We start from the raw sequence: 26,276 nt of genomic DNA, 5'->3' as shown, positions 1-26,276 counted from the left end.
ACCGGCCGCCCGTCGGCAGTGCCAAGGTGTTTGGAATGCGCATCGAGCCGTCGATCACCTTCAAAGGCGCCCTGCAGGTGCTCGGCCAGTTCGACCGGCCGGCGCTCGCCGCGATCGACTCGTTGCTCGGCGGCCTGATCCTGGGCGCGGGCGCCATGGCCGGCGATCCGTTCCTTGGTCTCGTCGACCCCAAGAACGAGGCCATCGCGCGGAGCCGGCGCCTGATCGACACGCTCACCGCGCGGCTGATGGGCACTACCGGGCTGCCGCGCTACCAGTTGATCGAGGCGGCGCACACCATCGTCGTGGTGGCCTCGTTCTTCGACGCGCTGCGCGCCGCGATCGGGCCGCGCTACGCGTCGCTGGGGATCAACGCGGCGGATCAGCTCGCCTTCGCCGCACCGCGCGCGCAGCGCCCGGACGGCCGCGGCCGGCTGGCCCAACTGCTCCAGCTGGGCGTCCCGATGCCGTGGTCGGGCGTCGGCTTCGAGGACAATCTGCGGCTGGGAATCACGCCGCTCTACCGCTCGATGGCCGATCGCTCGTTCACGTTCCTCAGCGGCCTGGCCGGCTGGTCGCACGTATCCGTGAAGCCGGGCCGCAGCGAGGTCGTCGGCGCAGCGCTGAAGCTCTACCGCGACGGCTACGCCGGCCTGGTGAGCCGGGCCGGCGAGTTCGCGTTCTGGGCGGACCTGGCCGAGCATACGCACACCCACAACGAGCTGCGTGACATCGCCGCCGTGCTGCACGCGATTCGGTCGGACACCCGGGCGCTGGCCAGCGTCGAAGCGCTGCTGGTGTTCGCCGCTACGAACGGCGCCCCGGCCGCCGGGGCACCTCCGCGGCGACCTGACGCGGCCACCGCGCAGTCCATCGTGGCCGCGGCCAACGCCGGCATGCTGCGTAAGCCGGTTCTTGACCGGGAGGGATCCTGGTACGGCGAGACGCTGCACTTCCCGTCGGTGGAGGACATCCACGTCATGCCGCGGTTCCGGTTTGCGATCTCCGATTCGATGGCCCGCGTGGCCGACGAGTCGTGGTGGCTCGAACAACCGGTGCACGCCGACCTCAACCTGTTCCTGGCCGGCCACTTCGCCTCGCCCGAGAGCATCCGGCGCCCGATCGTCATCCTGGGCCACCCCGGCGCCGGCAAGTCGCTGCTGGTCGCGGTCCTGGCCGCCCGGCTGCCGCGGGAGTCCTTCACCGCCGTCTGCGTCCCGCTACGCCGCGTCCACGCCTACGCGCCGGTCTACCAGCAGATCCAGGAGGCCCTCGACGAGTCGACCAGCGCCCGGGTGAAGCTCAACGAGCTCGTCCCGGACGGCGGCCACCACACCCGGGTCGTGCTGTTCGACGGCCTCGACGAGCTCATGCTGGCCAGCGGAGCATCGCGGGCCCGCTATCTGTTCGACGTCCAGGAGTACCAGGACACCGAGTTCGCCCAGGGAGCGCCGGTCGCGGCGGCCGTCACGTGTCGCACTGTGGTGGCCGACCGGCTCGCCATCCCCGTCGGTTCACTGCTGGTGAAGCTCGAGGAGTTCGACGACCGCCAGATCGACGAGTGGCTTGGCGTCTGGAACCAGGCCAACACGGACGTGCCAGGATTTCGTCCCATGACGCCGGAGGCAGCCCATCACGCCGGCGACCTGTCCCGGCAGCCACTGCTGCTATTGATGCTCGCGCTGTATGTCTCGAACCCCCGCAACGAGCGGCTCGACCGACGGTCGATGTCGTCGTCCGACCTCTACGAGACGCTGGTCGACACGTTCATCCGGCGGGAACTGGAAAAGGAGCAGGGCCGCGGCGTGCTGCGCCCCGACGTGTACGCCGGCCTGATCGACCTGCGGTTCCACCAACTGGCAGTGGCCGCCCTGGCCATGTTCAACCGCGGGCGGCAGTTCCTGACGGAGGAGGACCTGCGGGCCGACCTGACGGTGTTCCTCGGCGAGGACGACACGCAGTCGACCGTTGACCTCGACGATCCGCTCGACCACGCCGCGGCGACGCTGGCCCGCTTCTTCTTCATCCACTCGCCGCCGCCGAAACGGCGCGCCGACCTCGCCCGGCAGCCACCCCGGACCTACGAGTTCCTGCACGCCACGTTCGGCGAATTCATGGTCGCCGCGCGGGTCATGCGGATCCTGCGCGACTTGGCCCACGCGCAGGCCGTGCGCGCGCGGCGCCGATCCACGGTCAGCCTGGACATCAGCGAGCTGCGCGCCCTGCTGTCCCACCAGCCGCTGGTCAAGAACCCGCGGATCCTCTCATTCGCCACCGAGATTTGGAGCCGATACGACGGGCATGAGTGCGACGCGATGCTGGAGACGCTGACACAGCTGATCAACGGCGATCGCCGGAACCTGCTCACCGAGGGGCTGCGGTACGCCGGCTACATCAAGGGCGACAGCGACCCGGTCAAGCAGTTCGCGGTGTACAGCGCCAACCTGGTGACGCTGCGGGTCGGGCTACCCGGCGGCGACGCCGGCGTGGCGCTCGACGACATCGTCATCGGCAGCGCGACCGATTTCACCGTGTGGCGGGCGATGGTTGCGCTGTGGCGCTCGTGCCTCGAGGAGTCCGACTGGTACGCGATCTGCAACAGCTTCGACCTGCGCCATCTGCTGGGCGCCGCCCGGCCCAGCCTCCACCTCAACGTCCAGGGCTGGCACAGCGACCTGTTGTCCGACTTCCGCCCGGCGTTCGGCGAGGCGCGGATCACCGGGCAGAACGTGCTGGAGGGCTGGATCCGATCCGGCATCCGGTCCTGGCGGCGCGACGGCGGGTTCGCCCCCGCGGCGCAGCAGCTCCACGAGACGCTGCTGGACAGCCTGATGTCCGGCATCCCGATGTCCGACGCCGACTACGTCGGCATCGCCCGGCAGCTGCAGCACATCGGGCAGTGCCGACCGGCCGTGGCCACGCTGCTCGTGCGCCTGCTGGAGCGCGACGCCGCCTGGATCGACCTCGAGGTCCTGCAGCGCATCGTCGATCTCGCCCTCTCCGCGAACTCACACGACGACCTCGCGATCGGCCTGGCGACGGTGGTGGCGAAGCAGCCCAACTTGCTCAAGGCGGAGCGGTTCGACGCCATCACCAGGGCAATCAGCGGCGGGTCCGTGCAGTCCCGACGGCGGGCGGCGCAGATCCTGAAGTCGTTCGAGGATCGGGACACCTCCCCAAGCATTCACGACGTTCGGCAGCTCCGCGCCGCGATCTCGTCCGGATTCACCCGCCGCGCCTAGCCTACGGCGACGACCGCACCGGACGCTGCCGCGCAAACGCATGGCCGCGGGCATGCTGTTCACCGACGAGGCGGGGCGCGCCGTGCTGGCGTGGCCCATCTACGAGGACGACTGGGAGATCGTCGGCGGGTTGGTCGAGCAGGACGAGCCGCTGCGGTGGCCGCCGGGAGCAGTACCAGCCAGCCGCCGGCCGACCACGCCTGCGCCGAACTCATCCCTTCCAAGGATCTGACCTGGTCCGACGACGTCAAGCACCGCGGCGGTCTTGGCCTCCGATGTCCTGGCCGGGTTGTCGTCATCACCGCACGGCATGGGCGCACGTCGCCGTGAGTGCTGCCGCCCGCTTGGTCGAGCATCCCCTGGAAGCCGGCCGGAGACGTGGCCGCGCCGGCGTGCGCGGCAGCCGGACGCTCAAACGGATGCCAGCCGAAAAGCGAAGGGCGAAGAGCTTCAAAGTTTCTAAGGGAGGAAGAGCAATAATTTGAAGCCGAGTCCGGGGAGTCTACGGACGCGACTCGCACGGATCCGCTGTTGACGCGAGGCAGGCATCCGGTGTCGGGCGCCTCGGTTTCACCGCTCTACCGGAAGGCGGGGATGTGGTCCTGGAACCAGTCGGCGAAGGTACGCGGTGCCCGGCCGAGTACCTGCTCGACGGCGGGGCTGATCTGCCGCTCGGCGACGGTCGGCTCCTCGAGGACGGCGAGGGTGGTGTCCACCGCCCACTCGGGCATGAACTGCAGCATCTGTGCGCGGGCCTCGTCGCGGGTCTGTTCGATGAACCGGACGGGTTCGCCGAGTGCGTCGCTGATGGCCTCGGTGCGTTGTCTGGGTGTGATGGGCGTGGGCCCGGTCAGCTCGTAGATCTGTCCGGCGTGGCTGCCCTCGCGCAGCGCCGCGGCCGCTACGTCGGCGATATCGGCGGGATCGATCGTGGGTATGCCGACGTTACCGAACGGCGCTACGACGGTCCGCTCGGTACGGATCGAGTCGGCCCAGGCGTACGTGTTGGAGTTGAAGCCACCCGGCCGCAGAATTGTCCAGTCCAGACCGGACTGCCTCACGGCGTCTTCGATCGAGCGCAGCAGTACGCCGTGGGACTGGGATTCCGGTCGGGTGCGGACTCCTTGCGAGGACAGCAGCACCACCCTGCGCACCCCGGCGGAGCCGGCCGCGGCGAGAATGTCCCGGGGTCGCAGCATGTGGGCACTGGCGCCACCGTCGTGGAGGAACAGCGCGTCGGCGCCGTCGAAGACGGGCCGCAAGCCCTGCGGATCAGTCAGATCCGCCGCCACGGTCATAACCCCCGCCGGTACCGCCGCATCTGCGATCCGGCGCGACACCGCCGTAACCTTTTCACCGGTTGCGGCGAGTGCCTGGAGAAGTGGTCGGCCAACGTTTCCGGTCGCCCCGGTAACGATGATCATCGTGGAATGCCCCCCGGTCAGGTCCTGGAGTACCGGCCCGGCGGCCGGTGACATCGGGACGCTAACACCGCCGCGATAGTAGGTACCTACAGGAAAGTGACTGTGCGCGTGGTCAGGGCGGCCAGCACCCGCGGCGCGATGACGGTGACCACTGCCACCAAGGCTGCCGGGATTGCCATCGCGGCCGGCAGCGAAGCCCGCGACGCCACCCCGCCGATGACCGCGGGTCCGATCAGACCGCCGCCGTAGCTGAGCGTCGTCACCATCGAGAGGTCCTTGGCCCGCCCCGGAAAGGCGGCGCCGACCATGCTCGACACGACGGGCCAGATGAGAGCCAGGCCGGCGCCGGCCAATGCCCACCCGCTCAGCGCCACCGCCAGCGCTGCGCCGCCGGTGGCCGGTGCAAGCAGCACCGTGGCGTAGCCCGCCGTGGCGGTCAGCCCGGCCAGCAGTACCACCCGGTCGGCCCGGACACGGGATCGCACCGCGTCGCCGAGCAGCCGGACGGCGGTCATCGACGCCACGAACATCGTGTACGCCAGCGAGGCGGTGGCGGGGGCGGCGCCGAGGACCTCGCGGGCGTACACGCCCGCCCAGTCGGTCGCGGCTCCCTCGGTCAGAAACGCGGCGGCGCCGATCAGGCCGAGCACCAGCACCAGCGCCGGCCCTGCGCGGCGCCCGGGTGCCGGCCGTCCGTCTGCCCTGCCGGCGGCCGGCGGCACCGGGACGGGCAGGCGTCGTCCGAGGTCAGCAGCGGCCAGTCCCGCCGCTGCCGCGCCGACGATCATGATCAACCTGACGTCGGTACCGACTCGCAGCGCCACCGCCGTCACCACTCCGCCGCCCAAAGCTCCGAGGGCCCATACCCCGTGCAGCGTCGACATGGCCGGCCGCTGCTCGGCGCGTTCGAGGTCGACGGCCTGGACAGTGAGCGCCACGTTCACCATGCCGAGCAGCACGCCGAGGACCAGGATCGCCGCCACCAGCGTCCCGAAGGAGCGCATCGCCGCCGGCCCCGCCAGAGACGCGGCGTACAGCGGGGTTACCACCCGAAGCAGGCCGCGCCCGGTGAACCGCTCAGCCAGGACACCGGCCAACGGCATGGAGACCAGGGCTCCGAATCCCAGCACGAGCAGCGCCACGCCCAGTCTGGCGGGTCCGAGGTCCAGCCGCGCGTCGGTGGCCGGCAGGGTGGCGCCCCACAGGGCGTTGAGAACCCCGGTCAAGCCGTAGCAGCCGGCAACCACAAGTCGGGCGGGTGTCCACATGGCCTCACTCTGACGGGGCCCGCTCACGGCGGTCCAACACCCGCTGAGACCGGATCAACTCAGTTCCGTTGTCAATCGCTCGTCCGGACGCCACGCCAGCTCGGGCACGGTCAGCCAGCCCTCGGCGGCGGCCAGCTCCGCCGCCGACTCCAGCAGCGCCCGCAACCCGGGACGGTGCTGATCCCCGGCTCGCCAGACAAGACTCCACGGGTAGACGGCGCCGGGCTCCACCAGCGGCCGCAGCACCGCACCAGGCACCGGCGGCTGGTCCACCAACGTCAGGACGGGCGACTCCCGGGCCTGTACGTGATGCGCGAGCTCCTCAATGCTGTGCACGTGCGGATGTGCACGGCCGACTTCCACGGGGGCGCCGCACGACTGCAACAGCCGCCGAGCCACGTCCTCCCACTCCGGGGTGACGTGGTCACCGGCCAGCCAGCACACCTGAGCATCGCGTAGCGCGGACAGCGGCACCGCGGACTGCTGGGCCAGCGGGCTGCGGACCGGCACCAGCAACGCCATCGGCTCCCACCGGACCAGCCGATGGGCGAGGCCGCTCACCGTTTGGCCCCGACGGCCGAACGTCGCATCGAGGCGATGCTCGCCGAGCAGCAAGGTCGCGCGGCTCATCCCGCCTTCGAAGCGGGCGAAGAACTCCGTCACCGGGTCCCGCGACCGGGCGGCCGCCAGCACGCGCGCAGGGGTCAGGCCTGGTGCGACGACGTTCACCAGCAACGCCTGCTCTTCACCGCGCAGCTCGCGCACCGCCTCGTCGTGCAGGATCAGCAGCCGCCGCGCCCGGGGCAGCAGCATCTCACCGGCCGCGGTCAGCGCGACCCGGCGGCTCGTCCGGTCGAACAACGCGATCCCGACGCGTTCCTCGAGGCGCTGCACATCGCGGCTGAGCGCCTGCTGGGCAATGAAAAGCCGCGCCGCGGCACGACCGAAGTGCAGCTCCTCGGCCACCGCGACGAAGCGCCGCAACAGTCGCACATCGAGGTCGGGCCACGTTCCGGAAGTCATCATCACCATGCTCAATCGCGCCTGAACGCCCTTCGATCCGCAACCTGAAGTGGCGACGTCCGACATGCCGACGGTACGCCAAACGCAGTCAACGACGATCGCTCCGACGGGTCCAGCCGCCCGTCGCATCCGGCTGGCCGGCAGGCTGGCGACGCGTCACCGCTCAGGCCGCCGATTCCGGACCCGGCGGCATGGATCGCATTCCTGTTCAGCCGCACGGAGGTTGCATACCGGCTCCGGACAGGGGTGGATGGAGTCCTGACCTGCACCCGTTAGGAGTCCCCACCCTGAACGAGGACGTCCCGACCCCGGAACGGCTCGCCGCCATCACCACCCTGGCGGAGTTCAGCGCCGCCCTGCAGTCCATCCGCGTCAACTCCGGTCTCTCGTACGACGCGATCGCCCGGCACGCCGCGCGCAAAGGCCATCCGGTGACGAAATCCTCCCTGGCCAATGCGCTGCGCGGCGATCGGCTACCGCGATGGCAGACCGTTCACGCCTTGCTAAGCGGTGTCGGTGTGCCGCCCGATCGCATCCCGCTGTGGCAGCGGGCGTACGAGCGCGTCCGGCCCACCGTGCCGCTGTTCGCCGCTACGAGCCCGCCGGCTCGGCGGCCGCGGTACCCCGGCTACAGCGCCGACTTCTGGGACGGGCCGGACCTGCTGGGCCGGGCCGAAGCAGCGACCGCGCTGGCCATGCTCATCAGCTCCCGGCACACGCGGCCGCCGTTGTCGATCGGGGTGTTCGGCGACTGGGGTACCGGCAAGTCGTTCTTCATGGAGTGCCTGCAGCGCGAGATCCGCCTGCTCAACCGGCTCTCCGCGGCCTCACCGCCGGACGCGCCCAACGCGATGTGCCGCGAGGTCCGGCAGATCGTGTTCAACGCCTGGCACTACACCGACGCGAACCTGTGGCCGAGCCTCGTCGCCGAGATCTTCGCCGAGCTGGCCGAGCCGCGCACCGGTGAGAGCCGCGAGGATGCCGCCCTACGCTGGCAGGCCGAGCGCGAGCGGCTCGTCGGCGAGCTCGAGACCACCCGGTCGGAGCTCGTCGCGGCCGAGCAGCGGCTCGAGGCGGCCGAGGTCGAGGCGGAGCGGCTCCAGGCCACCCTCGCGGACCTGGAGGAGCGCCGCACCGAGGGTCGCGACGCGCTCGCCGTCCTCACCGTCGTCGCCGGGACGGTGCTCGACGATCCCGCCGTCCACCGGTCGCTCGAGGAGGCCCGGCGACAGGTGGACCTGGCGGCGGGGTACGAGCTGGAGCAGCTGGGCGCGCTCACCGACGACGGTGTGTCGGTGTCGCGGCGGGTCCTGCGCCTGTGGCGGATGCTGGTGCCGGGGAACCGCGACGCGATCCGGTGGCGGCTGTGGGCGTACGGCATCGCGGCCGCGCTGCTGTGCCTCGGGCTGCCGATCGCCATGGCTGCGGTGACGCCCGGTGCGGTACAACTCCTGTCCGGTCTTCTCGGGCTGCTCGTCCCGCTCGTGCTGGCCGGTCGGGCCGCGCTGGCGGTGCTCGGCCGGGCCCTCGGCGCGGCGGAGCGGGCGGCCCACCTGGCCGGTGAGGTCCGCCGGCGGCTGGCCGAGCAACGCTCCGCGCAGGAGCGGGCGGTGCTGGACGAGCTGGAGCGCCTCGCCGAGCAGGAGGCGGTGCTGCGGCACGAGATCCTCGCCGCGCAGGCCCGCGTCGACGAGGCCGAGCGGGCACTGGACGAGGTGCGCTCCGGACGGCAGCTGACCGAGTTCGTCCAGGAGCGCAGCGCCTCGGCCGACTACCGCTCCCAGCTGGGCACGATCGCCATGATCCGGCGCGACTTCCAGCGCCTCGACGAGCTGCTCGAGCGCACCGCCCGGGACGGCCAGGAGGCCGCCATCGACCGGATCGTGCTCTACATCGACGATCTCGACCGATGCCCGCCCGACCGGGTCGTCGACGTGCTCCAGGCCGTCCATCTCCTGCTCGGCCTGCGCCTGTTCGTGGTCGTCGTCGCCGTCGACCCCCGGTGGCTGCTCAGCTCCCTGGAGCTGCACTTCGAGCGCGTCCTGGGTCACCGGCGCGGCACGGCCGCCGAGCACTGGGCGGCGACGCCGACGAACTACCTCGAGAAGATCTTCCAGATTCCGTACCGCCTGACGCCCATGGACGACGCCGGTTTCGGCCGCCTCGTCGACCATCTCGCATCGCCCGGGCCTGCGGCGACGCCGGTGACGCGGCCCGCGCCGGACGCCGCGGACCCGCCCCCGATCGAGGCGCCGGACCCCGAGCCGGTGCCCGCGGACCAGTCGCGGCTGGACCCGGGCTGGCTGACGCTGTCCCCGCCGGAGGTCGCGTTCGTGCGCCGGCTGCGCCGGGTCGTCGCCACCCCGCGGGCCGGCAAGCGCGTGCTCAACCTGTACCGCCTCATCCGCACCACCCTCCCCGCCGTCGACGATCACCGCGGCGTCCTGCTCCTGCTCGGCATCATCGTCGGCGCGCCGACCCAGGCCCAGGCGGTGTTCTCCGCGCTGCTGGGCGCGCCGGACCCGGAGCCCTGGTACGACGTCGTCGCGCGGGCTCTTCCGGACGCGCCGCTGCTGCGGGCGTTCGGACCGCTGCGCGAGGACTCCGGCGCTGTCATCGCCGCGGGGGCGCTCAAACCGCTGGTGCCGATCGTGGCTCAGTACTCGTTCCACACCGCGCCGCGGCACGACTAAGGCGTGTTTGGTAAGCCGAGCCGTCTGATCGTCGGCGTGACGGTGATCGATAGATGGCGAGGTCTCCGGTAAGTGGGTTAGCGACCAAGCAAACCTGAATACCGGAGACCTCGTGGCCAGCGTAGCGGTGACGAGGCGGCACGATCTCACCGACGCGCAGTGGGCGGTCCTGGCCGTGGTATTGCCTGCGGCGTCGGTGCGTGGGCGGCCGCCGAAGTGGAGCAGACGGCAGTTGATCGACGGGATCCGGTGGCGGATCCGGGTGGGCGCGCCGTGGCGGGATGTGCCGGCGGAGTATGCGCCGTGGCAGACGTTGTACTGGTTCTTCCGCAAGTGGCAGCGGGACGGGACGTGGCAGCGGGTGCTGACCGCGTTGCAGGCGCACGCTGATGCTGCTGGCCGGGTTCGGTGGGACGTCAGCGTGGACTCGACCAGTGTCCGGGCGCATCAGCATGCGGCCGGTGCCCGCCGTGATGGTGCCGGGCAGCGGCAGTCGCCGGGTGGTGTCGTGACCGAGCCGGACGATCATGCGTTGGGTCGGTCGCGGGGTGGGCGGACCACGAAGGTTCATCTCGCGTGTGAGCAGGGCCGCAAGCCGTTGTCGCTGCTGCTGACGGCTGGGCATCGCGGCGACAGCCCGCAGTTCGTGCCGGTCCTGCAACAAATTCGGGTGCCCCGCCTGTAGCCCCAGTCCGACACCAGCCCGTTGGGTGGAGGCCGGCCGCGGACCCGCCCGGATCGGGTCCTGGCCGACAAAGCCTATGCCGGGCAGGCGAACCGGGCCTATCTGCGGCGGCTCGGCATCCGCGCGACGATCCCGATCAAGGCCGACCACGCGGCGAACCGGCGCAAGCGCGGGGCCAAAGGCGGCCGTCCGCACGCCTTTGACCCTGAACGCTACAAGCAGCGCCACGCCGTGGAATGCGGCATCAACCAGCTCAAACGCAGCCGTGGCATGGCCACCCGCTACGACAAGCTGGCCGCGCGCTACCAGGCCACCGTCATCATCACCGCAATCAACGAGTGGCTCCGACCCGCCTAATCAACACGCCTTAGTGCTCTGGAGCGCGTCCGGAATCGGCTCCGCCTACGACGTGCCCGGCATTTGGCGCGCACGCACACCGCACTTCACCGGCATGGCGTTCGACTGCGGGCACTTCCTCGCCGAGGAACAGCCAGGCGAAACGGCTGAGGCCCTACAGCACTTCTTGTCCACCTGACTCAACGTCGAGCGACGGCCGCGATCGAGTCATCCGGCCCGAATTCGTTGCGCTCGGTCCGCTTCGGCCGATGGCCTTCGCGTGCACCCGCCGGGTCGAGGCCAGGAAGGCGAGCGGGATGCTCTCGCGATCATCCCGCTCGCCGTCGCCCGGGGTGGGGGAGCGTCAGTGCAGTGGCAGGCTTTCGAGGGTGAACACGGGGCTGGTCTGGGGATCGCCGAACAGGTAGGTGTCCATCTGGGAGTTGGTCACCAGTAGCCGGTCCCCGCTCACGGCGACACCGGTGGTGGTGTCAGCCCCGGGGTAGGTGCGGGTGGCGACGATGGCTGCCTGGGTGGCGTCCCCGGACAGTCGCAGGCTGTCGACCTGGTTGTTCTCGGCACGGGCGATGTAGAGGGTGTTTCCTTGCCGGACGATCCCGTCGGCGCTGGGCAGTGCCGGTGCCACGATCTTGCGGGTCTTGCCGGTGGCGAGGGTGAGCCGGTAGAGCGCGCCGCTGTAGTAGTAGCCGATGATCAGTGATTTGCCGTCGGGGGTGGTGGCGATGCCGTTGCTGTTGGACTGGCCGGCTACGTAGTCCGGTAGTTGGTAGGCCACCTCCAGGGTCCGGTGGGCGGCGGTGGCGGGTGCGTTCACCTCGGCGGCGGGGATCCGGTAGACGACGGGGCGGAAGGAGTCGGTGATGTAGACGTCCCCGTCGGGGGTGACGGCTGCGTCGTTGACGAGGGTCGGCTCGCCCGTGTCGGGGACGGTGTAGCTGGAAACGAGCTTCCCGGTGCTGGTGTAGATGAAGAAGCGTCCGGTGAAGGCGCCGGCGATCAGCACACGGTTGCCGGCGATCTTGATCCCGGTGACCGAAGTACGGCCGTCCTGGCCGGCGGGCAGGAACGGTTCGAGCGTCTTCGTCCCGAGGCGTCCGCGGTAGACGGTGCCGTCGGCAATGCTGCCGGTGTAGACGTAGTGATGATCGGCCGCGACGCTTTCGGGGTAGGCATTGCTGCCGTTGATCGTGATCGTGGAGGCGCTGTCCTCGTGGTCATGGGCCGTCGCGGCAGTGGCGGGAACAGTGAGGGCGGCCAGGGCGGCGGACGTCGCGGTGAGGGTGAGGAGCGCGCGCCGCCAGGTGGCGTGTGCGCTGGTTCGGGTAGACATCGTGAAGCACCTTTCCGGATGACGGGGAGGGAGATACGAGCTTGTTGATAAGGAGTTCCGCCGCCTGTTGAGGCTGGTCGGCTGCGTACGTCTGTGCCGGGTTGAGGGTGTTGCTTGGCGCGGTGGGGCGCGTGATTCGGTCCTCGATCACGGCAGGGGTGATCGGCGTCGGCCTGGACGCGCTCCGGTGCCGGGCCCCGTTGTCAGCGCAAGGCGGCGGCGATCGCCTCGGCAGGGCTCGCGGCCGGCCGTCCGATCAGGCGCCGCAGGTCGCCGGAGTCGGTGAACAGCTCACCCCGGCTCATGGCGAGGTCGACGTCGACAAGAACGTGCGCCAGCTCGGCGGGTACGCCGGCCTCGGTCAGCACCCGGGCGAACCCGTCGGCCGGCAGATCGGTGTACTCGATCTGCTTCCCGGTGGCGGCCGAGATCGCCGCGGCCAGCTCGGCCAGGGTGAATGCCTCGTCTCCACCGAGTTCGTAGACCTTGCCGACGTGGCCGCCGGTGCTGAGCGCGACCGCGGCGGCGTCGGCGTAGTCGGCCCGGGTCGCGGCGCTGATCCTTCCCTGGCCGGCCGCCCCGACGACGGCTCCGCCGTGCAGCACCTGCGGGAGTTGGGCGGTGTAGTTCTCCAGGTACCAGCCGTTGCGCAGCATCACGCTGGGGACACGGTCGCGCAGGTCCTGCTCGGTGGCGTAGTGGGTGACGCCGAGGACCGAGGTGGCCGTGTCCGCGTGCAGCATGCTCGTGTACGCGACGAGCGACGCGCCCGCCGCCACCGCGGCGTCGATGGCGCGGCGGTGGTTAGCGACGCGCTCGTCCACGGTCGTGGTGGATATCAGCAGGAGCTTGTCCGCGCCCTCGAAGGCCCCGGGGAGGCTGTCCGGCTCGGCGAAGTCGGCTCGGCGCACCACGACGCCGCGGTCGGCGAAGTCCTTGATCCTGGCGACGTCACGGCTGGTCGCGACGATGTCGGAGGCCGGCACTCCGCGGGCCAGTAGCGCTTCGACAGTGAGCCTGCCCAGCTGTCCGGAGGCTGCGGTGACAACGATCGACATGAGTGTCGTTCCTTCCTGCTGCGGACTTCCCGCGGCGTGAAACCCACGATGAACTGGTCGCTCTCCTTTGGTAAGAAGCCACTTGCAGGTAAGGTGGTCACCCGGACGAAAGTGTCGAGGTGAGGATTGTGGCGACTGCCCAGGAAGTGATCGAGCCCATGCCGACGTGGGATCCGTACACGCGTGGCTGCCCTTCGCGTGACCTGCTCGACCAGATCGGCAGCAAGTGGGCGGTGCTCGTACTCGGCGAGCTCGGCAGGCACGGGGCGTGCCGGTTCACCCAGCTGCAGCGGCAGCTCGCGGGGGTGAGCGAGAAGATGCTCACCCAGACGCTGCGCACGCTCGAACGCGATGGGCTGCTCCTGCGGACGGTGTACCCGGAGGCGCCCATCCGCGTGGAGTACGAGTTGACGCCGCTCGGTCAGACGCTGCGAGGTCCCCTGAAGGCGCTCACGGAGTGGTCGGTGGGGCACATCGAGGAAGTCGTCGCCGCCCGCGAGGAGTACGACGACCGTGCCGGAAAACGACGTTGAGGAATGCCGCCGCAGCCGTGGCATCCCGGCGACTATCCCGATCAAGGCAGACCACGCCGCGAACCGGCGCAAGCTTGGGCCGAAGGGCGGCCGGCCCCCGGCGTTCGACCCCGAACGCTATAAGCAGCGCCACGCCGTGGAGTGCGGCATCAACCGGCTCAAGCGTCACCGCGGTATGGCCACGAGATACGACAAGCTCGCCGTCCGCTACCAGGCGACCGTCGTCATCACCGCGATCAACGAGTACCTCCGACCCTGACTTACGAAACACGGCTTAGGGCGGTTGCGCCACGATGGACGCGTGATGCCACTCGCCGTGTCGACGGCCGACTACCACACCGCCGGGGAACCGTTCCGGATCGTCGCCGCGCCGCCCGTGCCGTTGCCCGGCGCCACCGTGGCCGAGCGGCGGATGCGTGCGCTGGACAGCCCGGACGCGCAGGCGCTGCGTGAGCTGCTGTGCTTCGAGCCGCGCGGGCACGCCGACATGTACGGCGGGTTCGTGGTGCCGCCCGATGACGACGGCGCGCATCTGGGTGTGTTGTTCTGGCACAAGGACGGGTTCTCCACCGCCTGCGGGCACGGCACCATCGCCCTCGGCGCGTGGGCGGTCGACACCAGGCTGGTCGCGGCGCCCGGTGACGGCTCGGTCGACGTCGTCGTCGACGTGCCGTCGGGCCGGGTCACCGCTCGGGTGCACCGCGCCGGTGGACGTACCGTGGCCGTGGACTTCGTCAACGTGCCGAGCTACGTCATCGCCCGCGACGTCGCGCTCGGCACGTCCCGCGGCGACGTCGAGGTTACCGTCAGCTACGGCGGGGCGATCTACGCGAGCGTCGACGCCGCGAGCGTGGGCCTGGCGGTGCACCCGTCGGACTATCGGGACCTCATCGCGCTCGGTCGCGAGGTCAAGTGGGCGTTGAACGACAGCGAGCACGCGGTGCACCCCGGCGATCCGCGGCTGAGCGGGGTGTACGGCACGATCCTGTTCGAGGACCTCGGCGAGGTCGACGGCCAGGTGTACCAGCGCAACGTCACGGTCTTCGCCGACGGGGAGGTCGACCGTTCGCCGTGCGGGTCCGGCACGTGCGCACGGCTCGCCGTTCTCGCCGGCGAGGGCCGCGTGACGGCCGGCGGCGCGGTGCTGCGCCACGAGTCGATCGTCGGTTCGCGGTTCACCGGGGCCGTCGTGGCCGCGGTCGAGGCGGCCGGGCGCCCGGCCGTCGTGCCGCAGGTCACCGGCATGGCGTACCGGACCGGCGAGCACACCTTCGTCGTCGACCCCGCCGACCCGCTCGTCCCCGGCTTCGTGCTGCGGTGAGCGCCCCGCCGGGGCGGGACGTCAGATCTTCGCGCCCACCGCCTGGCCGTTGGCCGGGACCAGGAAGTTCGACGACGCTATGGAGCCGTCGGCGGTACGCGGGCCGGTGATCGTGGACTGGTCGGTGCTCTGCAGCGGCCACGAGCCGCCGATGTTCCACGAGTTGCCCGACGCCGTGGACTTGCCCAGCGCGACCGTGGTCTTGTTCCCCACGGCCAGGTTGGCGGTCAGCTTGGAGGTGGAGCCGCCGTCGAAGTCGAAGCCGGTCTTCGCGTTGTTCCAGGCGGTGTCGCGGCTGACCGTGATGGTGCCGGTGTTGCCGTTGTCGGTGAAGCCGTGCGCGGCGTTGGCGAAGGAGAAGCTGTTCGTGACCGAATGGTTCGCGGCCGGGCCGGTGCCGCCGCTGCCGCCGAGCTTGAAGCCGTTGCCGTCGCCGGAGAAGTTCGGGATGTTCCAGCGGTTGTAGCCGTTGCCGTAGGCGATCGTGTTCTGGATCGTCACCGGCGAGGTGAACATCCACAGGTCGAGGCCGTCGTCGATGTTGTTCCACAGGCGGGCGCCGCGCACCACGTTGCCGGTGCCGCTGCCCTCCTTGATGCCCAGGCCGTCGGCGCTCTCGCCGTTCTTGCGCGGGTCGCGGTTGTTGTAACTGTCCAGGTTGAGGATCTGGTTGTTGGCCGAGGTGCCCTGCAGCTGGAAGCCGGTCTCGTAATTGTCGTGGGTGGACAGTCGCTCGAACGTGTTGTTGTTGCAGTTGTTGCAGTAGACGGCGTACGGGCCGTGCACGATCTCCAGGCCGGCGATGCGCCAGTACGAGGCCTCCATGTGGATGGCGCCGCGCTGTCCACTGGGGATGGTCGAGCCGACGGCGCCCGGGGTGTAGCCCAGCGCCTCGCCGTCGACGGTCACCTTCTCACCGTTGTACGCGGTCAGGGTGATCGGGGCCGACGCGGTGCCGCTCCTGGTGATCTGGACGTTGGTGGTCAGCGCGTACGTGCCCCCGCGCATGGCGATCGTGCCGCCCGCGGTGACGAGGCCGACCGCCTTCTGGATCGTGGCGAGCGGGGCGGCGAGGGTGCCGGCGTTGGCGTCGGAGCCGTTGGGGGCGACGTAGAGCGTGGCCGCGGCCGCGCCGGCGGGGGCGGGGGCGGCGAGGGTGCCCGCGGCCGTCGCCAAGGCGGCGGCCGCGAGCACGGGAAGGTACCGATGCATGGTTTCCTCCTGAGGAAAACGCTTTCCCGCGAGGCTAGGCCAGGCATCGACTCGGGTCAACGGATGGCGAAACTTACAGCGGCGGGGTCGCCCGGCGGGCGGCCACGCTGATGCGGTTCCACACGTTGATGATGCCGATGGCCAGGACGAGGTTCGCGACCTCCTCCTCCGACCAGTGCTTGCGGGCGGCCGCCCACACCGCGTCGGAGACCCCGTCCTCGCCGAGCCGGGTCAGCGCGTCGGTCAGCGCGAACGCGGCCCGCTCCCGCTCGTCGAACAGCGTCGACTCCCGCCACGCGGCGACCGCGAACAGCCGGCGCTGGTGGTCGCCGTCGGCGAGCGCCTCCGTCGTGTGCATGTCGAGGCAGAACGCGCAGCCGTTCAGGATCGACGCACGGATCTTGATCAGATGGAGCAGACCGGGCTCGACCGTCCTACGGCCGTACCGCTCCAGCTGCGACATGACCGCGTACCCGTCGGGGACGACCTTCGCCCATTCCATTCGTTGTTCCATGCTTCGACGACGGGAATCCGCGCCGCAAGCGTGACAGTTCCCGCTGTGACGACGCTCACGCCGCCAACCCTGAGCTCACGGTGAGCGGCCCCTCCGCTCCGCTCCGGACCGCTCACGCCGCCACCTCCGCAAGCTCCGGCGGCGGCGCGACAACCCTGAGCCCACGGTGAGCGGCCCCTCCGCTCCGCTCCGGACCGCTCACGCCGCCACCTCCGCAAGCTCCGGCGGCGGCGCGACAACCCTGAGCCCATGGTGAGCGGCCCCTCCGCTCCGCTCCGGACCGCTCACGCCGGATCGAAGTAGTGCACGTCCTCGCGAGTGATGACGCCGCGCTCGACGGTGAGCAGCGACATCTTCGTCAGCGTCGACCGTTCGCCGGTCGAGCGGCGGGTCTGGTCGAAGGTGAACCGGACCGCGAAGCCGTCGGCGCCGACGTACGGGCCGTGCACGGTGACCCCGTGGATGTCCAGGTCCGCGGTGAGCCGCGCCGCGTGCGCCAGGATCTCGTCCAGCCCGCGCAGCTCCCCGCCGCCCTCCAGCGGCGCGGCCCGGACCACTGCGGGGTCGTACAGCGGCAGCGCCCGCTCCATGCGGCCCTTCGCGAACGCGTCGGCGTAGCGGCGCGCGACCTCCGGCGTGGACAGCGGCCGGAAGTCGGCGGCGTGGTCGGCGGCCCACTGCGCGAACGGGCGCGCCGGGTGCCCGGTCAGCTCGCGCACGCCGTCCGCGACCGGCTCGGGTTCGTCCACAAGGGACGCCCAGTAGTCCAGCGCGCCGTCGGCGAAGGCGGGATCGGCCCAGGCCAGCATCTCGGCGCGGGCCTCCTCGCGCGACGCCGCCACGACCGGGGCCGGGCCGATCGTGCGCACCTGGTCCTCCTGCGTGATGGCGGCCGGGCCGGTGAGGACGTACGCGCGGCCGGTGTGGCCCGGCTCCGTCATCGCCGCCACCGCCGACTCGGCGATGTCGCGCTCGTGGATGAGCGAGCGCGCCGCCCGCGGGTATGGGATGCGGACCGGCCCGCCCGCGCGGATCGCCGGCGCCCACTGCAACGCGTTCGTGGCGAAGCCGCTCGCGCGCAGGAAGGTCCAGTCGCCGGTGTGGCGCCGGATCGCGGCCTCGACCTGGCCCCAGACGCCGTTGCGCTCCGGCGGGGCGTCGTCGCGGACGCTCATCGCGGAGACGTAGACGATCCGCCCGCGCAGCCGGGCCGCCACGTCGTCGGCGCCCTCGGCGGTCAGGGACGGCCAGATCAGCAGTACCGCATCCATGCCCTCCGCCGCGGCGCCCAGCGCGTCGAGGTCGTGCACGTCGGCGCTCACCGCCTCGACGCCGTCCGGCAGGCCGCTCGCGTCGCGGGCCAGGCCCCGCACGTGCACGCCGCGCTCGCGCAGCAGCTCGACCGCGATCCGGCCGATGTTCCCCGTGGCCCCGATCACCAGGGCCCGCTCGATGTCCGTCATGCGCCCCATGCAACGGGTTGAACCTAGGTTCACGTCAAGGACGTTAGGCTCGGCGGGTGACCACCCTCACCATCGGCGAGCTGTCCCGGCGCAGCGGCGTGCCGGCCTCGGCGCTGCGTTTCTACGAGCGCCAGGGCCTCATCAGCAGCGGGCGCAACGCCACCAACCAGCGCCGCTACGACGACGTTGCGCTGCGGCGGGTCGCGTTCATCCGCGCCTCCCAGCGGGTCGGCATCCCGCTCGTGCAGATCGGCGAGGTGCTCGCGTTCCTGCCCCCGGGCATGCCGCCGACGGCCGCGTTCTGGCGCCGCGCGTCGCGGTGCTGGGGCGAGGCGGTCGACGAGCGGATCGCCCGGCTGGAGCGCGACCGGGAGCAGTTCGCGGCCTGCGCGGGCTGCGGCTGCCTGTCCTTCGGCGAGTGCACCCTGGTCGAGCCGCGCGCGGAGGCGTCGTGACCGAAGAGGCCCCGCGCGGAGGCGCGGCCGGCGACGACGCCCCACGCGAAGGCGTGGCCCGTGACGAGGCCGCGCGCAAAGGCGTGGCCCGTGACGAGGCCGCGCGCAAAGGCGTGGCCGGTGACGAGGCCGCGCGCAAAGGCGTGGCCGGTGACGAGGCCGTGCGCGACGGCGTGGCCGGCGACGAGGTCGTGGTGGTCACCCCGCCGGACGAGCCGCCGTCCTGGTGGGACGCCGCGCTGTTCCTGGCCGGGCCGACCCCGCGCACACCCGACGTCGCGAGCTGGCGGCCCGAGGCCGTGCAGCTGCTGCGCCAGCGCTGGACCGGCGGCCGCCTCGTGGTCTTCTCCCCCGAGCCCGCCACCGGCGTGGTGCCCGACTACGACGGGCAGATCGGCTGGGAGGAGGCCGGCCTGCACCACGCGGACCGGATCGTCTTCTGGGTGCCGCGCGAGCCCGTCACGATGCCGGCGTTCACCACCAACGTCGAGTGGGGCACCTGGCACCGCAGCGGCAAGGCGGTCTTCGGCGCCCCGCCCGCGGCCCCGAAGAACCGCTACCTCGCCGCGGGCGCGCGGGCCGAGCACGTGCCCGCCGCCGCGGACCTGGCCGCCACCCTCGACCTCGCGCTCGACGGCCTGTCGCCGGGCGCGCGCCGGACCGGCGGCGAGCGCGAGGTGCCGCTGCTGGTCTGGCGGACCAGGAGCTTCCAGCAGTGGTACCGCACCCAGACCGCCGCCGGCCACGAGCTGCTGCGGGCCCGGGTGGAGTGGGTGTACCGCCGCGGGCCGGCCCGCCGCCAGGTCGTCTACTGGGCGCTGCGCACGGACATCCGCGTGGCCGGCGAGGACCGGGTCAAGACCGGGCAGATCGTCCTGGCGCGCCCGGACCTGTCCAGCGTCGTGCTCTTCCACCGCGGGGCGACGCCGGGCGAGACCCTGGTGGTGCTCGTCCGCGAGTTCCGCTCCACGGCGACGACCCCGGACGGCTTCATCCACGAGCTGCCGGGCGGCGCCGGGCCCGAAAACCTTTCGGCACGGGAGCAGGCCGCGGCGGAGGTCCACGAGGAGACGGGCCTGCCGCTCCCGGCGTCCCGGCTGCGCTCGCACGGCGTCCGGCAGGTGGCCGGCACCCTCTCGGCGCACCGCGCGCACCTGTTCTCGGCCGAGCTGACCGCGAACGAGGTGGCCGGCCTGCGCGCAGCGGCCGGCACCCCGTTCGGCGAGGCCGGGTCGACCGAGCGCACGTGGGTCGAGCTGCACACGTGGTCCGGCATCCGCGCCGGGAACCTGGTGGACTGGCCGACCCTGGGGATGCTGGCCCAGGTCCTGGGCTGACGTCCGATCGCGACGATCCGGTGGAAGTTTCACGCCCGCTTGCCGAAAAGGTTTTCGGCGCGCAGAGTGGCGATGCCATGGCATCGGAGATCGTTGATGAGAGGAGAAGCGCGTGCACCGTCATCAGGTCCGCCGCCTCGTCGCCGTCGCGGCCGCCGCCGGGCTCGCCGCGGGCGGGGCGGTCGTCGCCACCACGGCCAGCGCGGCCGCGGCCGGCTGCCGGGTGTCGTACACCGTCAGCTCGCAGTGGCAGGGCGGCTTCGGCGCCGGCGTGGCCGTCACGAACCTCGGCGACCCGGTCAACGGCTGGACGCTGACCTGGGCCTTCGCCAACGGCCAGACCGTCACCCAGGCCTGGAACGCCACCGTGACGCAGAGCGGCGCGAACGTGTCGGCCACGAACGTCGGCTACAACGCGGCCATCGGCACCGGGGCCACCGCCTCGTTCGGGTTCAACGGTGCCTGGACCGGCACCAACGCGGTACCGACGGCGTTCCGGCTCAACAACGTCGCCTGCACCGGCGCCGTCGACCCGACGGCGACCGCGTCGCCGACCCGGTCCGCCACGCCGTCGCCGACGCCGAGCGCCACCGGCACCCCGGCCGGGCCGGCGCTGCGGACCGTGCGGGTGTTCTGGCTCAAGCCTACGGACGTGGCCTTCGACCAGCGCTACCCCGACGGCATCGCCGCGGTGATGCGGGAGGCGCAGCGGTACTACAAGCAGGAGCTGGGCAAGACGTTCACGCTGAACGCCACCGTGGTCGAGGTCGTCAACGGCGAGCACGACCGCAACTGGTACATCAACACGAACTGCGACCCCAACGGCGACCGGTACTGGTGCGTGGTCGGCAACATGCACCAGGAGCTCATGCGCCGGTTCGGCATCAGCAACCCGGACAGCCGGTGGCTGTGCGTGGGCGAGATCAGCGCCGAGGACGCCGGCAAGTCCGGCGGCGGCGCGAGCCCCGGCTGGGTCACGCTGAGCGGCCACGACGCCGACGGCGCGGCCGGCATCAACGGCCCGATGAACCGCTGGTACGGCGGGATGGTCCACGAGCTCGGCCACGGCTTCGGGCTGCCGGACTCGACCTCGACCGACGGCACGCCGATGTCGGCGTCGTTCTACAGCTACCCCAACACCCACTTCAGCCAGGCGCAGAAGACCGGCATCCTCAACGGCCGGTACGGCTCGTTCCTGTCCTGAACCGTCACCGCAGGTACGCCAGCTCGGGGAAGGCCCGCCGGTACGCGGCCAGGAGGCGCCCGGCGACCGCGTCGGAGGCGACCAGCGGGTGGATCGCGAACGCGCGGCGGGCCGCGGCGGCCGAACCGGTCGCCGCGGCCTCCAGCACCGCGCGCTCGCTCGCCTTCACCGCGGCGGTCAGGGCGGCCTGGCCGGCGTCGAGCGGTGTGACGGGCCGCGGCCGGGCGCCGTCGGTGTCCGCGGTGCACGACACCTCGACGACGGCGTCGGCCGGCAGGTGCGGCAGGGTGCCGGCGTTGCGCACGTTGAGGATGAGCCGGGCCGGGCCGCCGCCGGTGAGGGCGCGCATGAGCGCTAAGGCGATGTCCTCGTACCCGCCCGAGCCCTCCCCGGCCGCGAAGTAGGTCGCGTCCCGCTCCGCGCGCACGCCGTCCCAGGCGGACAGCGGGTCCGCGTGCGGGTCGGCCAGCCGGCGGTACAACTGCGATTGCTGCTCTTGCAGGAACTCCCCGCGGGTCGGTCCCCGCGCGGGGCCGGGCGGGTCCTCGTAGTAGTGCAGGTACTCGTTCGGGATCGAGCGTCCTGCGGCGCGCAGCCAGCCGAGGTGGTTCAGGCCCGCGTAGTCGGGCGCGGGGTCGCCGGGCGCGAACCGGCGGCACAGGCCGGCCGGCGAGTCGCAGATGCCGATGACGCGGTCGCCGAGGTGCGCGGCCATCGCCTCGGTCACCAGGCCGGCCGGGTTCGTGAAGTTGACGACCCAGGCCCGCGGCGCGACCGCGGCGATGCGCCGGGCGATGCCGGTCGCGACGGGGACGGTGCGCAGCCCGAACGACAGCCCACCGGCGCCGACGGTCTCCTGGCCGAGCACGCCCTCGGCGATCGCGATCCGCTCGTCGAGGACGCGCCCGGCGAGGCCGTGCACGCGGATCGCCGAGAACACGACGTCGGCGCCGGTGAGGGCCGCGGTGAGGTCGGTCGTCGCGGTCACCCGCGGCGCGGCGGCGGCCCCGCGGGCCTGGGCGGCCAGCACCCGTTCGATGGCCGCGAGCCGTCCCGGGTCGGTGTCGTGGAGCACGACGTGGCCGGCGAGCGGGTCACGCAGCAGCGCGCGGTGGATGAGCGGCACCCGGAAGCCGCCGCCGCCCAGGATGGTGAGCCTCACGCGGCATCGGGCAGCCGGGCGATGGTGGCCATGGCGCGGCGGATCCGGCTCGGCCCGCCCGCGGGGACGAGGTCGTCCAGGAAGTCGTACGCCTCGTCGCGTACGGTGGCCCGCCAGGCGGCGATGTCGCTCCAGCCCGGCGCCGACAGCGAGCCGCCGAAGTGCCGCACCGACAGGGCGGCGACCAGGTTGGCGAAGGCGAGCCGCTCCCGCAGCGGGCGTTGCCAGAGGGTCGCGGCGATGAAGCCGGCGGTGAACACGTCGCCGGCGCCGGTCGGGTCGAGGGCCTCCACCGGCACCGGCGGGGCGCTGACCGTCTCGCCGGTGGCCGCGTCGATCGCCAGGGCGCCGTCGGCGCCGCAGGTGACCACCGCGACCGGCACCCGGTCGGCGAGGCGGTGCAGGGCCGCCCGCGGGGAGTCGGTGCGGGTGTAGTGCATGGCCTCGACGGCGTTGGGCAGGAAGGCGTGGCAGTCCTCGAGTGCGTCGAGCGCGGCCGCGGGCCACTCGGCGCTGTCGTCCCAGCCGACGTCGGCGAAGACCAGCGTGCCGGACCGGGCGGCCCGGCGTACCCAGGGCAGGCGCTCGCCGGTCAGGCTGACCGACGCGGCCCGGGCGGCGGGCAGCTCGCCGACGAGGCCGTCGGGGCCGACCGGGGCCGGGTGCCCGTGGGTGATCATGCTGCGGTCGCGCTCGTACGCCAGCGAGACCGTCACCGGCGAGTGCCAGTCCTCGAAGCAGCGCGACGGGCGCAGGTCGACGTCCTGCTCGCGCAGCACGTCGCGGCAGAACTCGCCGTAGGCGTCGGTGCTGAACGCGGCCCCGAGGCCGGTCTGCAGCCCGAGCCGGGAGGCCGCTACGGCGAGGTTGGCGATGCCGCCCGGCGAGGAGCCCATCCCGGGCGCCCAGGTCTCCTCGCCGGGCCGCGGCAGGCGGTGCAGGCCGGTGAAGACGATGTCCAGGAACACGACGCCGGACACGAACAGGTCCATGCCGACACCATATGCCGGTTAAGTCGATCGGCCCAGTAGGAAACGGGCAAGATGATCGGTGACGTCGCGCGCGTCGTCCTCGATGCCGTGGATGAACGTCGACTTGCGCCGGCGCAGCACGGGCAGGCCCAGCGCGTACAGCCCGGAGACCCCCTCGGCCACCCCGCCGTCGTGGCGGAGCCGGCCCTTGGCGTCGACCACCGGCACGTCCAGCCACGTGTAGTCGGGCCGGAACCCGGTCGCCCAGACCACCGTGCGGATCTCCCCGCCGGTGAGGTCGAGCTGCAGCCGCGTCGAGGCGGGCACCCGGGTCGACTCGGGGCGCTCCCCCGGGCCGTCGCCGGCCCACGCGTCGAACGTGTCGAGCAGCCGCACGAGCTTGAGGTCGGCGAGCGCGAACAGGTTGCGCAGGCCGCCGGAGAACAGGGCCTTCCCGTCGCGCAGCGCGGCCCACCGCCCGACCACTTCCACGCCCAGGTCGGTGAGCGCGTTGAGGTCGAGGGTGCGGCGCTTCTCGTCGCCGACCAGCTGCGGCGAGGAGAGCTTGCGGGCCCGCTCCAGGTCGTCGATCTCGTCGTGGCGCTGGTCCCACACGCCCGTGGCGTCCATCCACCACAGCACGTCGCGGCCGCGGTACAGCCGCGGCATACGCACGTGCTCGCCCACCGACAGGGTGACCTTGCGGCCCGAGCGGTGCAGCTCGGCCGCCAGCTGCACGCCGGTCGCGGAGGCGCCGACGACGAGCACGCCACCCTCGGGCAGGTCGGCCGGCCCGCGGTACCGATGCGGCGTGATCTGCGTGATCGAGGACGGCAGCGCGGCCGCGAACGCCGGGACGACCGGCGTGTTGCAGGCGCCGCTGGCGATGACCACCGCGCGGGCGTGCAGCTCGTCGTTGACCACGAAGCCGCCGTCCGCGGGCCGCAGGGAGGTGACCGGCGTGCCCGTGCGCACCGGGGCCCCGGCCGCGAACCGCGAGATGAACTCGGCCACCTCGCCGCTGGTCATGTACCCGTCGGGGTCGGGCCCCTCGTACGACTGCCCGGGCAGCCGGGTCAGCCAGTTCGGCGTGAGCAGGCGCAGCGAGTCCCAGCGCTCGCGCCGCCACGAGTTCGCGACCTCACCGCGCTCCAGCACGACGTGGTCGATGCCGTGCCGGCGCAGAAAGTGGCTCGCCGCGAGGCCGGCATGGCCGGCCCCGACGACGACCGCGGGGACGTGCTCAGGCAACTTCGACCGTGACGTCGGTCGGGTTGGTGAGCGCGTCGAAGACGGCGGAGCGCTTCTGCGACTGCGCGACGAGGGCCTCGATCTCCTGGCGGGAGGCGTCGGCGTCGATGTTGAAGGTGACCTTCACGCCCTCGAAGCCGTTGCGCACGTCACTGTCGGCGCCGAGGATGCCCCGGATGTCGTGCTGGCCCTCGACGTGCGCCTCGACCGAGCGCAGCTGGATGCCTCGGTTCTGAGCGACACTCGCCACACCGGCGGTGAGGCACCCGGCGAGCCCGACGAGGAGATACTCGATCGGGGTGATGCCGTTGTCCTCGGCCGCGAACACGGCCGGGTGGTCGGCCTCGAACGTCGAGGCCGCCTTGTGCGTCTGCTCCGTGCCGAGGCCGAAGAACTTCTCGATGGTGGTGGTGCTGTGAACGCCGTTGTCCCAGCGCGACGAGGCTCGCCAGGTGAACTGCGCGGCCTCGGGGGCGTCCTTGAGTGCCTGGCGGGCGTCCAGCAGCGCCTGTACGTTGACTCCGTTATTCGCCGAGCTCATCCGAAACTCCTCTACATTACTGAATTTCCTGGCCCGATTACCTATAACACCCACTAGGGCGATGGACAATACACTGAACGCCGAGACGCAGTACCTCGACCTACCAACTCCCGTCCAGCTTGACTGCGGGCGCGAGCTGCATTCCGTCCGAGTCGCGTATGAGACATACGGCAACCTGGCCCCCGCGCGGGACAATGTCATCCTCGTGTGCCACGCGCTCAGCGGCGACGCGCACGCGGCCGGCCTGTCGGCGAGCCCGCAGACGGCCGGGACCCGCGACGGTTTCGCCGCCGAGGACCGCGACGGCGCGGCCGGTAAAGCTCTCGGATGGTGGGACGGCATGATCGGGCCGGGGAAGGCGTTCGACACCGACCGGTACCACGTCGTGTGCACGAACCTGCTCGGCGGCTGCCGCGGCACCACCGGCCCGTCGTCGACGAACCCCGACACCGGCAAGCCGTACGGGTCGGACTTTCCGGTCATCACGGTCGCCGACATGGTGCGCACCGAGCGTGCCCTGCTGCGCGAGCTCGGCATCGAGCGGCTCGCCGCGGTCGCCGGCGGGTCACTGGGCGGCATGCAGGCCCTGGAGTGGGCGGTGCTGTACCCGGACGCCGTCGACGCGATCGTGGTCATCGCCAGCACCCACGCGCTGCACCCGCAGGGCGTGGCCTGGAACGCCATCGCCCGCGAGTCCATCATGGGCGACCCGGCGTGGCAGGACGGTCACTACCACGGCACGGGCCGCGCGCCCGAGGCCGGCATGGGCGTGGCCCGGATGGTGGGGCACATCACCTACCTGTCCGCCCCGGCCCTGCAGGACCGCTTCGACCGGCGCCTGCAGCACGGCACCGACGTGCGGTACACGCTCACCGAGCCCGAGTTCCAGGTCGAGAGCTACCTGCGCCACCAGGCCGGCTCGTTCGTGCGGCGCTTCGACGCGAACACGTACCTCTACCTGTCCCGCGCGCTGACCTACTTCGACCTGGCCCGCGAGCACGGCGGCGGCTCGCTGACCGCGGCACTGGCCGGGCTGCGGGCGCGCACGCTGCTCATCGCGTTCAGCTCCGACTGGCTGTACCCGCCCGCCGCCTCGCAGGACATCGCGGCCGCCCTGGGCGAGCTCGGCAAGACGGTAGAGTTCCACCTGATCGAGGCGCCGTACGGGCATGACTGCTTCCTGCTCGAAGAGGCCCGGCAGACGCCCATCATCAAGCGATTCCTGGGGTGAC

The 26,276-nt window shown here is 71.8% G+C and carries 21 protein-coding genes and 2 pseudogenes; 11 read left to right on the top strand and 12 right to left on the bottom strand.

The features are described 5' to 3' along the window. The first annotated feature begins 35 nt into the window (after positions 1–35). Both ACPPVO_RS27730 and ACPPVO_RS27725 read left to right on the top strand, forming a co-directional pair. Complete coding sequence (locus tag ACPPVO_RS27730; protein WP_426514076.1) at positions 36–3,242, top strand: hypothetical protein; 3,207 nt, start codon at positions 36–38, stop codon at positions 3,240–3,242. A 52-nt stretch (positions 3,243–3,294) separates the two neighbouring features. Beyond that, positions 3,295–3,474, top strand: a complete 180-nt coding sequence (locus ACPPVO_RS27725) for a hypothetical protein (protein WP_426514075.1) — start codon at positions 3,295–3,297, stop codon at positions 3,472–3,474. 346 nt (positions 3,475–3,820) lie between these two features. On the opposite strand, the gene ACPPVO_RS27720 is transcribed toward ACPPVO_RS27725, so the two are convergent. From ACPPVO_RS27720 to ACPPVO_RS27710, 3 genes are all read right to left on the bottom strand, one after another. Then, on the bottom strand, positions 3,821–4,666 hold the full coding sequence (locus ACPPVO_RS27720; RefSeq protein WP_426514074.1) for an NAD(P)H-binding protein: 846 nt from the start codon (positions 4,664–4,666) through the stop codon (positions 3,821–3,823). A gap of 86 nt (positions 4,667–4,752) precedes the next feature. Beyond that, the gene (locus ACPPVO_RS27715) at positions 4,753–5,934 is read right to left on the bottom strand and encodes an MFS transporter (RefSeq protein ID WP_426514073.1); all 1,182 of its coding nucleotides are present in this window, start codon (positions 5,932–5,934) and stop codon (positions 4,753–4,755) included. A gap of 54 nt (positions 5,935–5,988) precedes the next feature. Next, positions 5,989–7,023, bottom strand: coding sequence for a LysR family transcriptional regulator (locus ACPPVO_RS27710; RefSeq protein ID WP_426514072.1), 1,035 nt, complete (start codon positions 7,021–7,023; stop codon positions 5,989–5,991). Positions 7,024–7,475: 452 nt separating this feature from the next. Between ACPPVO_RS27710 and ACPPVO_RS27705 the strand changes: the two genes are divergently transcribed. Then, complete coding sequence (locus ACPPVO_RS27705; RefSeq protein WP_426514071.1) at positions 7,476–9,650, top strand: P-loop NTPase fold protein; 2,175 nt, start codon at positions 7,476–7,478, stop codon at positions 9,648–9,650. A 112-nt stretch (positions 9,651–9,762) separates the two neighbouring features. Continuing rightward, a pseudogene (locus ACPPVO_RS27700) lies at positions 9,763–10,692 on the top strand (IS5 family transposase). A gap of 343 nt (positions 10,693–11,035) precedes the next feature. Here ACPPVO_RS27700 and ACPPVO_RS27695 read toward each other — a convergent pair. Together ACPPVO_RS27695 and ACPPVO_RS27690 are read right to left on the bottom strand one after the other, a co-directional pair. Continuing rightward, entirely contained in the window at positions 11,036–12,022 is a 987-nt protein-coding gene (locus ACPPVO_RS27695; protein WP_426514070.1) for an SMP-30/gluconolactonase/LRE family protein, read from the bottom strand. Between the two features lie 203 nt (positions 12,023–12,225). Next, complete coding sequence (locus tag ACPPVO_RS27690; RefSeq protein WP_426514069.1) at positions 12,226–13,080, bottom strand: NmrA family NAD(P)-binding protein; 855 nt, start codon at positions 13,078–13,080, stop codon at positions 12,226–12,228. Between the two features lie 119 nt (positions 13,081–13,199). Between ACPPVO_RS27690 and ACPPVO_RS27685 the strand changes: the two genes are divergently transcribed. The 3 genes and pseudogenes from ACPPVO_RS27685 to ACPPVO_RS27675 all read left to right on the top strand — a co-directional run bounded on the left by ACPPVO_RS27685 (position 13,200) and on the right by ACPPVO_RS27675 (position 14,934). Then, positions 13,200–13,613 carry a winged helix-turn-helix transcriptional regulator gene (locus ACPPVO_RS27685; RefSeq protein WP_426514068.1) on the top strand — a complete coding sequence of 138 codons (414 nt, stop codon included), beginning with the start codon at positions 13,200–13,202 and terminating at the stop codon, positions 13,611–13,613. Positions 13,614–13,623: 10 nt separating this feature from the next. After that, positions 13,624–13,872: pseudogene (locus ACPPVO_RS27680) on the top strand (IS5 family transposase); the annotation flags it as partial. Between the two features lie 45 nt (positions 13,873–13,917). Continuing rightward, positions 13,918–14,934, top strand: a complete 1,017-nt coding sequence (locus ACPPVO_RS27675; protein ID WP_426514703.1) for a proline racemase family protein — start codon at positions 13,918–13,920, stop codon at positions 14,932–14,934. Positions 14,935–14,955: 21 nt separating this feature from the next. Here the strand turns inward: ACPPVO_RS27675 and ACPPVO_RS27670 are convergent, their stop codons facing one another. The 3 genes from ACPPVO_RS27670 to ACPPVO_RS27660 form a co-directional block, all read right to left on the bottom strand. After that, a complete protein-coding gene (locus ACPPVO_RS27670; protein WP_426514067.1) occupies positions 14,956–16,146 on the bottom strand; it encodes a right-handed parallel beta-helix repeat-containing protein in 1,191 nt (396 codons plus the stop codon). A gap of 73 nt (positions 16,147–16,219) precedes the next feature. Beyond that, a complete protein-coding gene (locus ACPPVO_RS27665; RefSeq protein WP_426514066.1) occupies positions 16,220–16,648 on the bottom strand; it encodes a carboxymuconolactone decarboxylase family protein in 429 nt (142 codons plus the stop codon). A 296-nt stretch (positions 16,649–16,944) separates the two neighbouring features. Continuing rightward, the gene (locus ACPPVO_RS27660; protein WP_426514065.1) at positions 16,945–18,123 is read right to left on the bottom strand and encodes an NAD(P)H-binding protein; all 1,179 of its coding nucleotides are present in this window, start codon (positions 18,121–18,123) and stop codon (positions 16,945–16,947) included. A 56-nt stretch (positions 18,124–18,179) separates the two neighbouring features. Between ACPPVO_RS27660 and soxR the strand changes: the two genes are divergently transcribed. The 3 genes from soxR (at position 18,180) to ACPPVO_RS27645 (ending at position 21,119) form a co-directional block, all read left to right on the top strand. Then, positions 18,180–18,578 carry a redox-sensitive transcriptional activator SoxR gene (gene soxR, locus ACPPVO_RS27655; protein ID WP_360370508.1) on the top strand — a complete coding sequence of 133 codons (399 nt, stop codon included), beginning with the start codon at positions 18,180–18,182 and terminating at the stop codon, positions 18,576–18,578. After that, the gene (locus ACPPVO_RS27650) at positions 18,575–19,915 is read left to right on the top strand and encodes a nucleoside 2-deoxyribosyltransferase domain-containing protein (protein ID WP_426514064.1); all 1,341 of its coding nucleotides are present in this window, start codon (positions 18,575–18,577) and stop codon (positions 19,913–19,915) included. Before soxR ends, ACPPVO_RS27650 begins: the two co-directional genes overlap by 4 nt. Positions 19,916–20,027: 112 nt before the next feature. Beyond that, positions 20,028–21,119: a cellulose binding domain-containing protein gene (locus ACPPVO_RS27645; RefSeq protein WP_426514063.1), complete on the top strand. Its 1,092-nt coding sequence runs from the start codon at positions 20,028–20,030 to the stop codon at positions 21,117–21,119. A gap of 4 nt (positions 21,120–21,123) precedes the next feature. On the opposite strand, the gene ACPPVO_RS27640 is transcribed toward ACPPVO_RS27645, so the two are convergent. Genes ACPPVO_RS27640 through ACPPVO_RS27625 form a run of 4 tightly spaced genes read right to left on the bottom strand, consistent with a single transcriptional unit; the run spans position 21,124 to position 25,044 of the window. After that, a complete protein-coding gene (locus ACPPVO_RS27640) occupies positions 21,124–22,281 on the bottom strand; it encodes a 6-phospho-beta-glucosidase (RefSeq protein ID WP_426514062.1) in 1,158 nt (385 codons plus the stop codon). Beyond that, on the bottom strand, positions 22,278–23,273 hold the full coding sequence (locus ACPPVO_RS27635) for a carbohydrate kinase family protein (protein WP_426514061.1): 996 nt from the start codon (positions 23,271–23,273) through the stop codon (positions 22,278–22,280). The genes ACPPVO_RS27640 and ACPPVO_RS27635 overlap by 4 nt, the downstream gene beginning before the upstream one ends. A gap of 18 nt (positions 23,274–23,291) precedes the next feature. After that, positions 23,292–24,503 carry an NAD(P)-binding domain-containing protein gene (locus ACPPVO_RS27630; RefSeq protein ID WP_426514060.1) on the bottom strand — a complete coding sequence of 404 codons (1,212 nt, stop codon included), beginning with the start codon at positions 24,501–24,503 and terminating at the stop codon, positions 23,292–23,294. Further along, positions 24,496–25,044, bottom strand: a complete 549-nt coding sequence (locus tag ACPPVO_RS27625) for an OsmC family protein (protein ID WP_360370491.1) — start codon at positions 25,042–25,044, stop codon at positions 24,496–24,498. Before ACPPVO_RS27625 ends, ACPPVO_RS27630 begins: the two co-directional genes overlap by 8 nt. 61 nt (positions 25,045–25,105) lie before the next feature. Between ACPPVO_RS27625 and metX the strand changes: the two genes are divergently transcribed. Further along, positions 25,106–26,275 carry a homoserine O-acetyltransferase MetX gene (gene metX / locus ACPPVO_RS27620; RefSeq protein WP_426514059.1) on the top strand — a complete coding sequence of 390 codons (1,170 nt, stop codon included), beginning with the start codon at positions 25,106–25,108 and terminating at the stop codon, positions 26,273–26,275. The last annotated feature ends 1 nt before the right edge of the window (position 26,276 follow it).

Origin of the sequence: Dactylosporangium sp. McL0621 (assembly GCF_049995355.1) — a bacterium.
Classification (GTDB): Bacteria; Actinomycetota; Actinomycetes; order Mycobacteriales; family Micromonosporaceae; genus Dactylosporangium.
Note: the sequence above shows the minus strand (reverse complement) of the source record. Positions and strands in the feature narration are given on the sequence as shown.

What these genes read in the sequence shown, in the direction of transcription:
- metX (WP_426514059.1), top strand. Translation starts at nt 25,106, where the DNA reads ATGGACAATACACTGAACGCCGAGACGCAGTACCTCGACCTACCAACT.
- ACPPVO_RS27690 (WP_426514069.1), bottom strand. Translation starts at nt 13,080, where the DNA reads ATGTCGATCGTTGTCACCGCAGCCTCCGGACAGCTGGGCAGGCTCACT.
- ACPPVO_RS27635 (WP_426514061.1), bottom strand. Translation starts at nt 23,273, where the DNA reads ATGGACCTGTTCGTGTCCGGCGTCGTGTTCCTGGACATCGTCTTCACC.
- ACPPVO_RS27730 (WP_426514076.1), top strand. Translation starts at nt 36, where the DNA reads ATGCGCATCGAGCCGTCGATCACCTTCAAAGGCGCCCTGCAGGTGCTC.
- ACPPVO_RS27725 (WP_426514075.1), top strand. Translation starts at nt 3,295, where the DNA reads ATGCTGTTCACCGACGAGGCGGGGCGCGCCGTGCTGGCGTGGCCCATC.
- ACPPVO_RS27695 (WP_426514070.1), bottom strand. Translation starts at nt 12,022, where the DNA reads ATGTCTACCCGAACCAGCGCACACGCCACCTGGCGGCGCGCGCTCCTC.
- ACPPVO_RS27715 (WP_426514073.1), bottom strand. Translation starts at nt 5,934, where the DNA reads ATGTGGACACCCGCCCGACTTGTGGTTGCCGGCTGCTACGGCTTGACC.
- ACPPVO_RS27720 (WP_426514074.1), bottom strand. Translation starts at nt 4,666, where the DNA reads ATGATCATCGTTACCGGGGCGACCGGAAACGTTGGCCGACCACTTCTC.
- ACPPVO_RS27660 (WP_426514065.1), bottom strand. Translation starts at nt 18,123, where the DNA reads ATGACGGACATCGAGCGGGCCCTGGTGATCGGGGCCACGGGGAACATC.
- ACPPVO_RS27625 (WP_360370491.1), bottom strand. Translation starts at nt 25,044, where the DNA reads ATGAGCTCGGCGAATAACGGAGTCAACGTACAGGCGCTGCTGGACGCC.
- ACPPVO_RS27675 (WP_426514703.1), top strand. Translation starts at nt 13,918, where the DNA reads ATGCCACTCGCCGTGTCGACGGCCGACTACCACACCGCCGGGGAACCG.
- ACPPVO_RS27665 (WP_426514066.1), bottom strand. Translation starts at nt 16,648, where the DNA reads ATGGAATGGGCGAAGGTCGTCCCCGACGGGTACGCGGTCATGTCGCAG.
- ACPPVO_RS27710 (WP_426514072.1), bottom strand. Translation starts at nt 7,023, where the DNA reads ATGTCGGACGTCGCCACTTCAGGTTGCGGATCGAAGGGCGTTCAGGCG.
- ACPPVO_RS27670 (WP_426514067.1), bottom strand. Translation starts at nt 16,146, where the DNA reads ATGCATCGGTACCTTCCCGTGCTCGCGGCCGCCGCCTTGGCGACGGCC.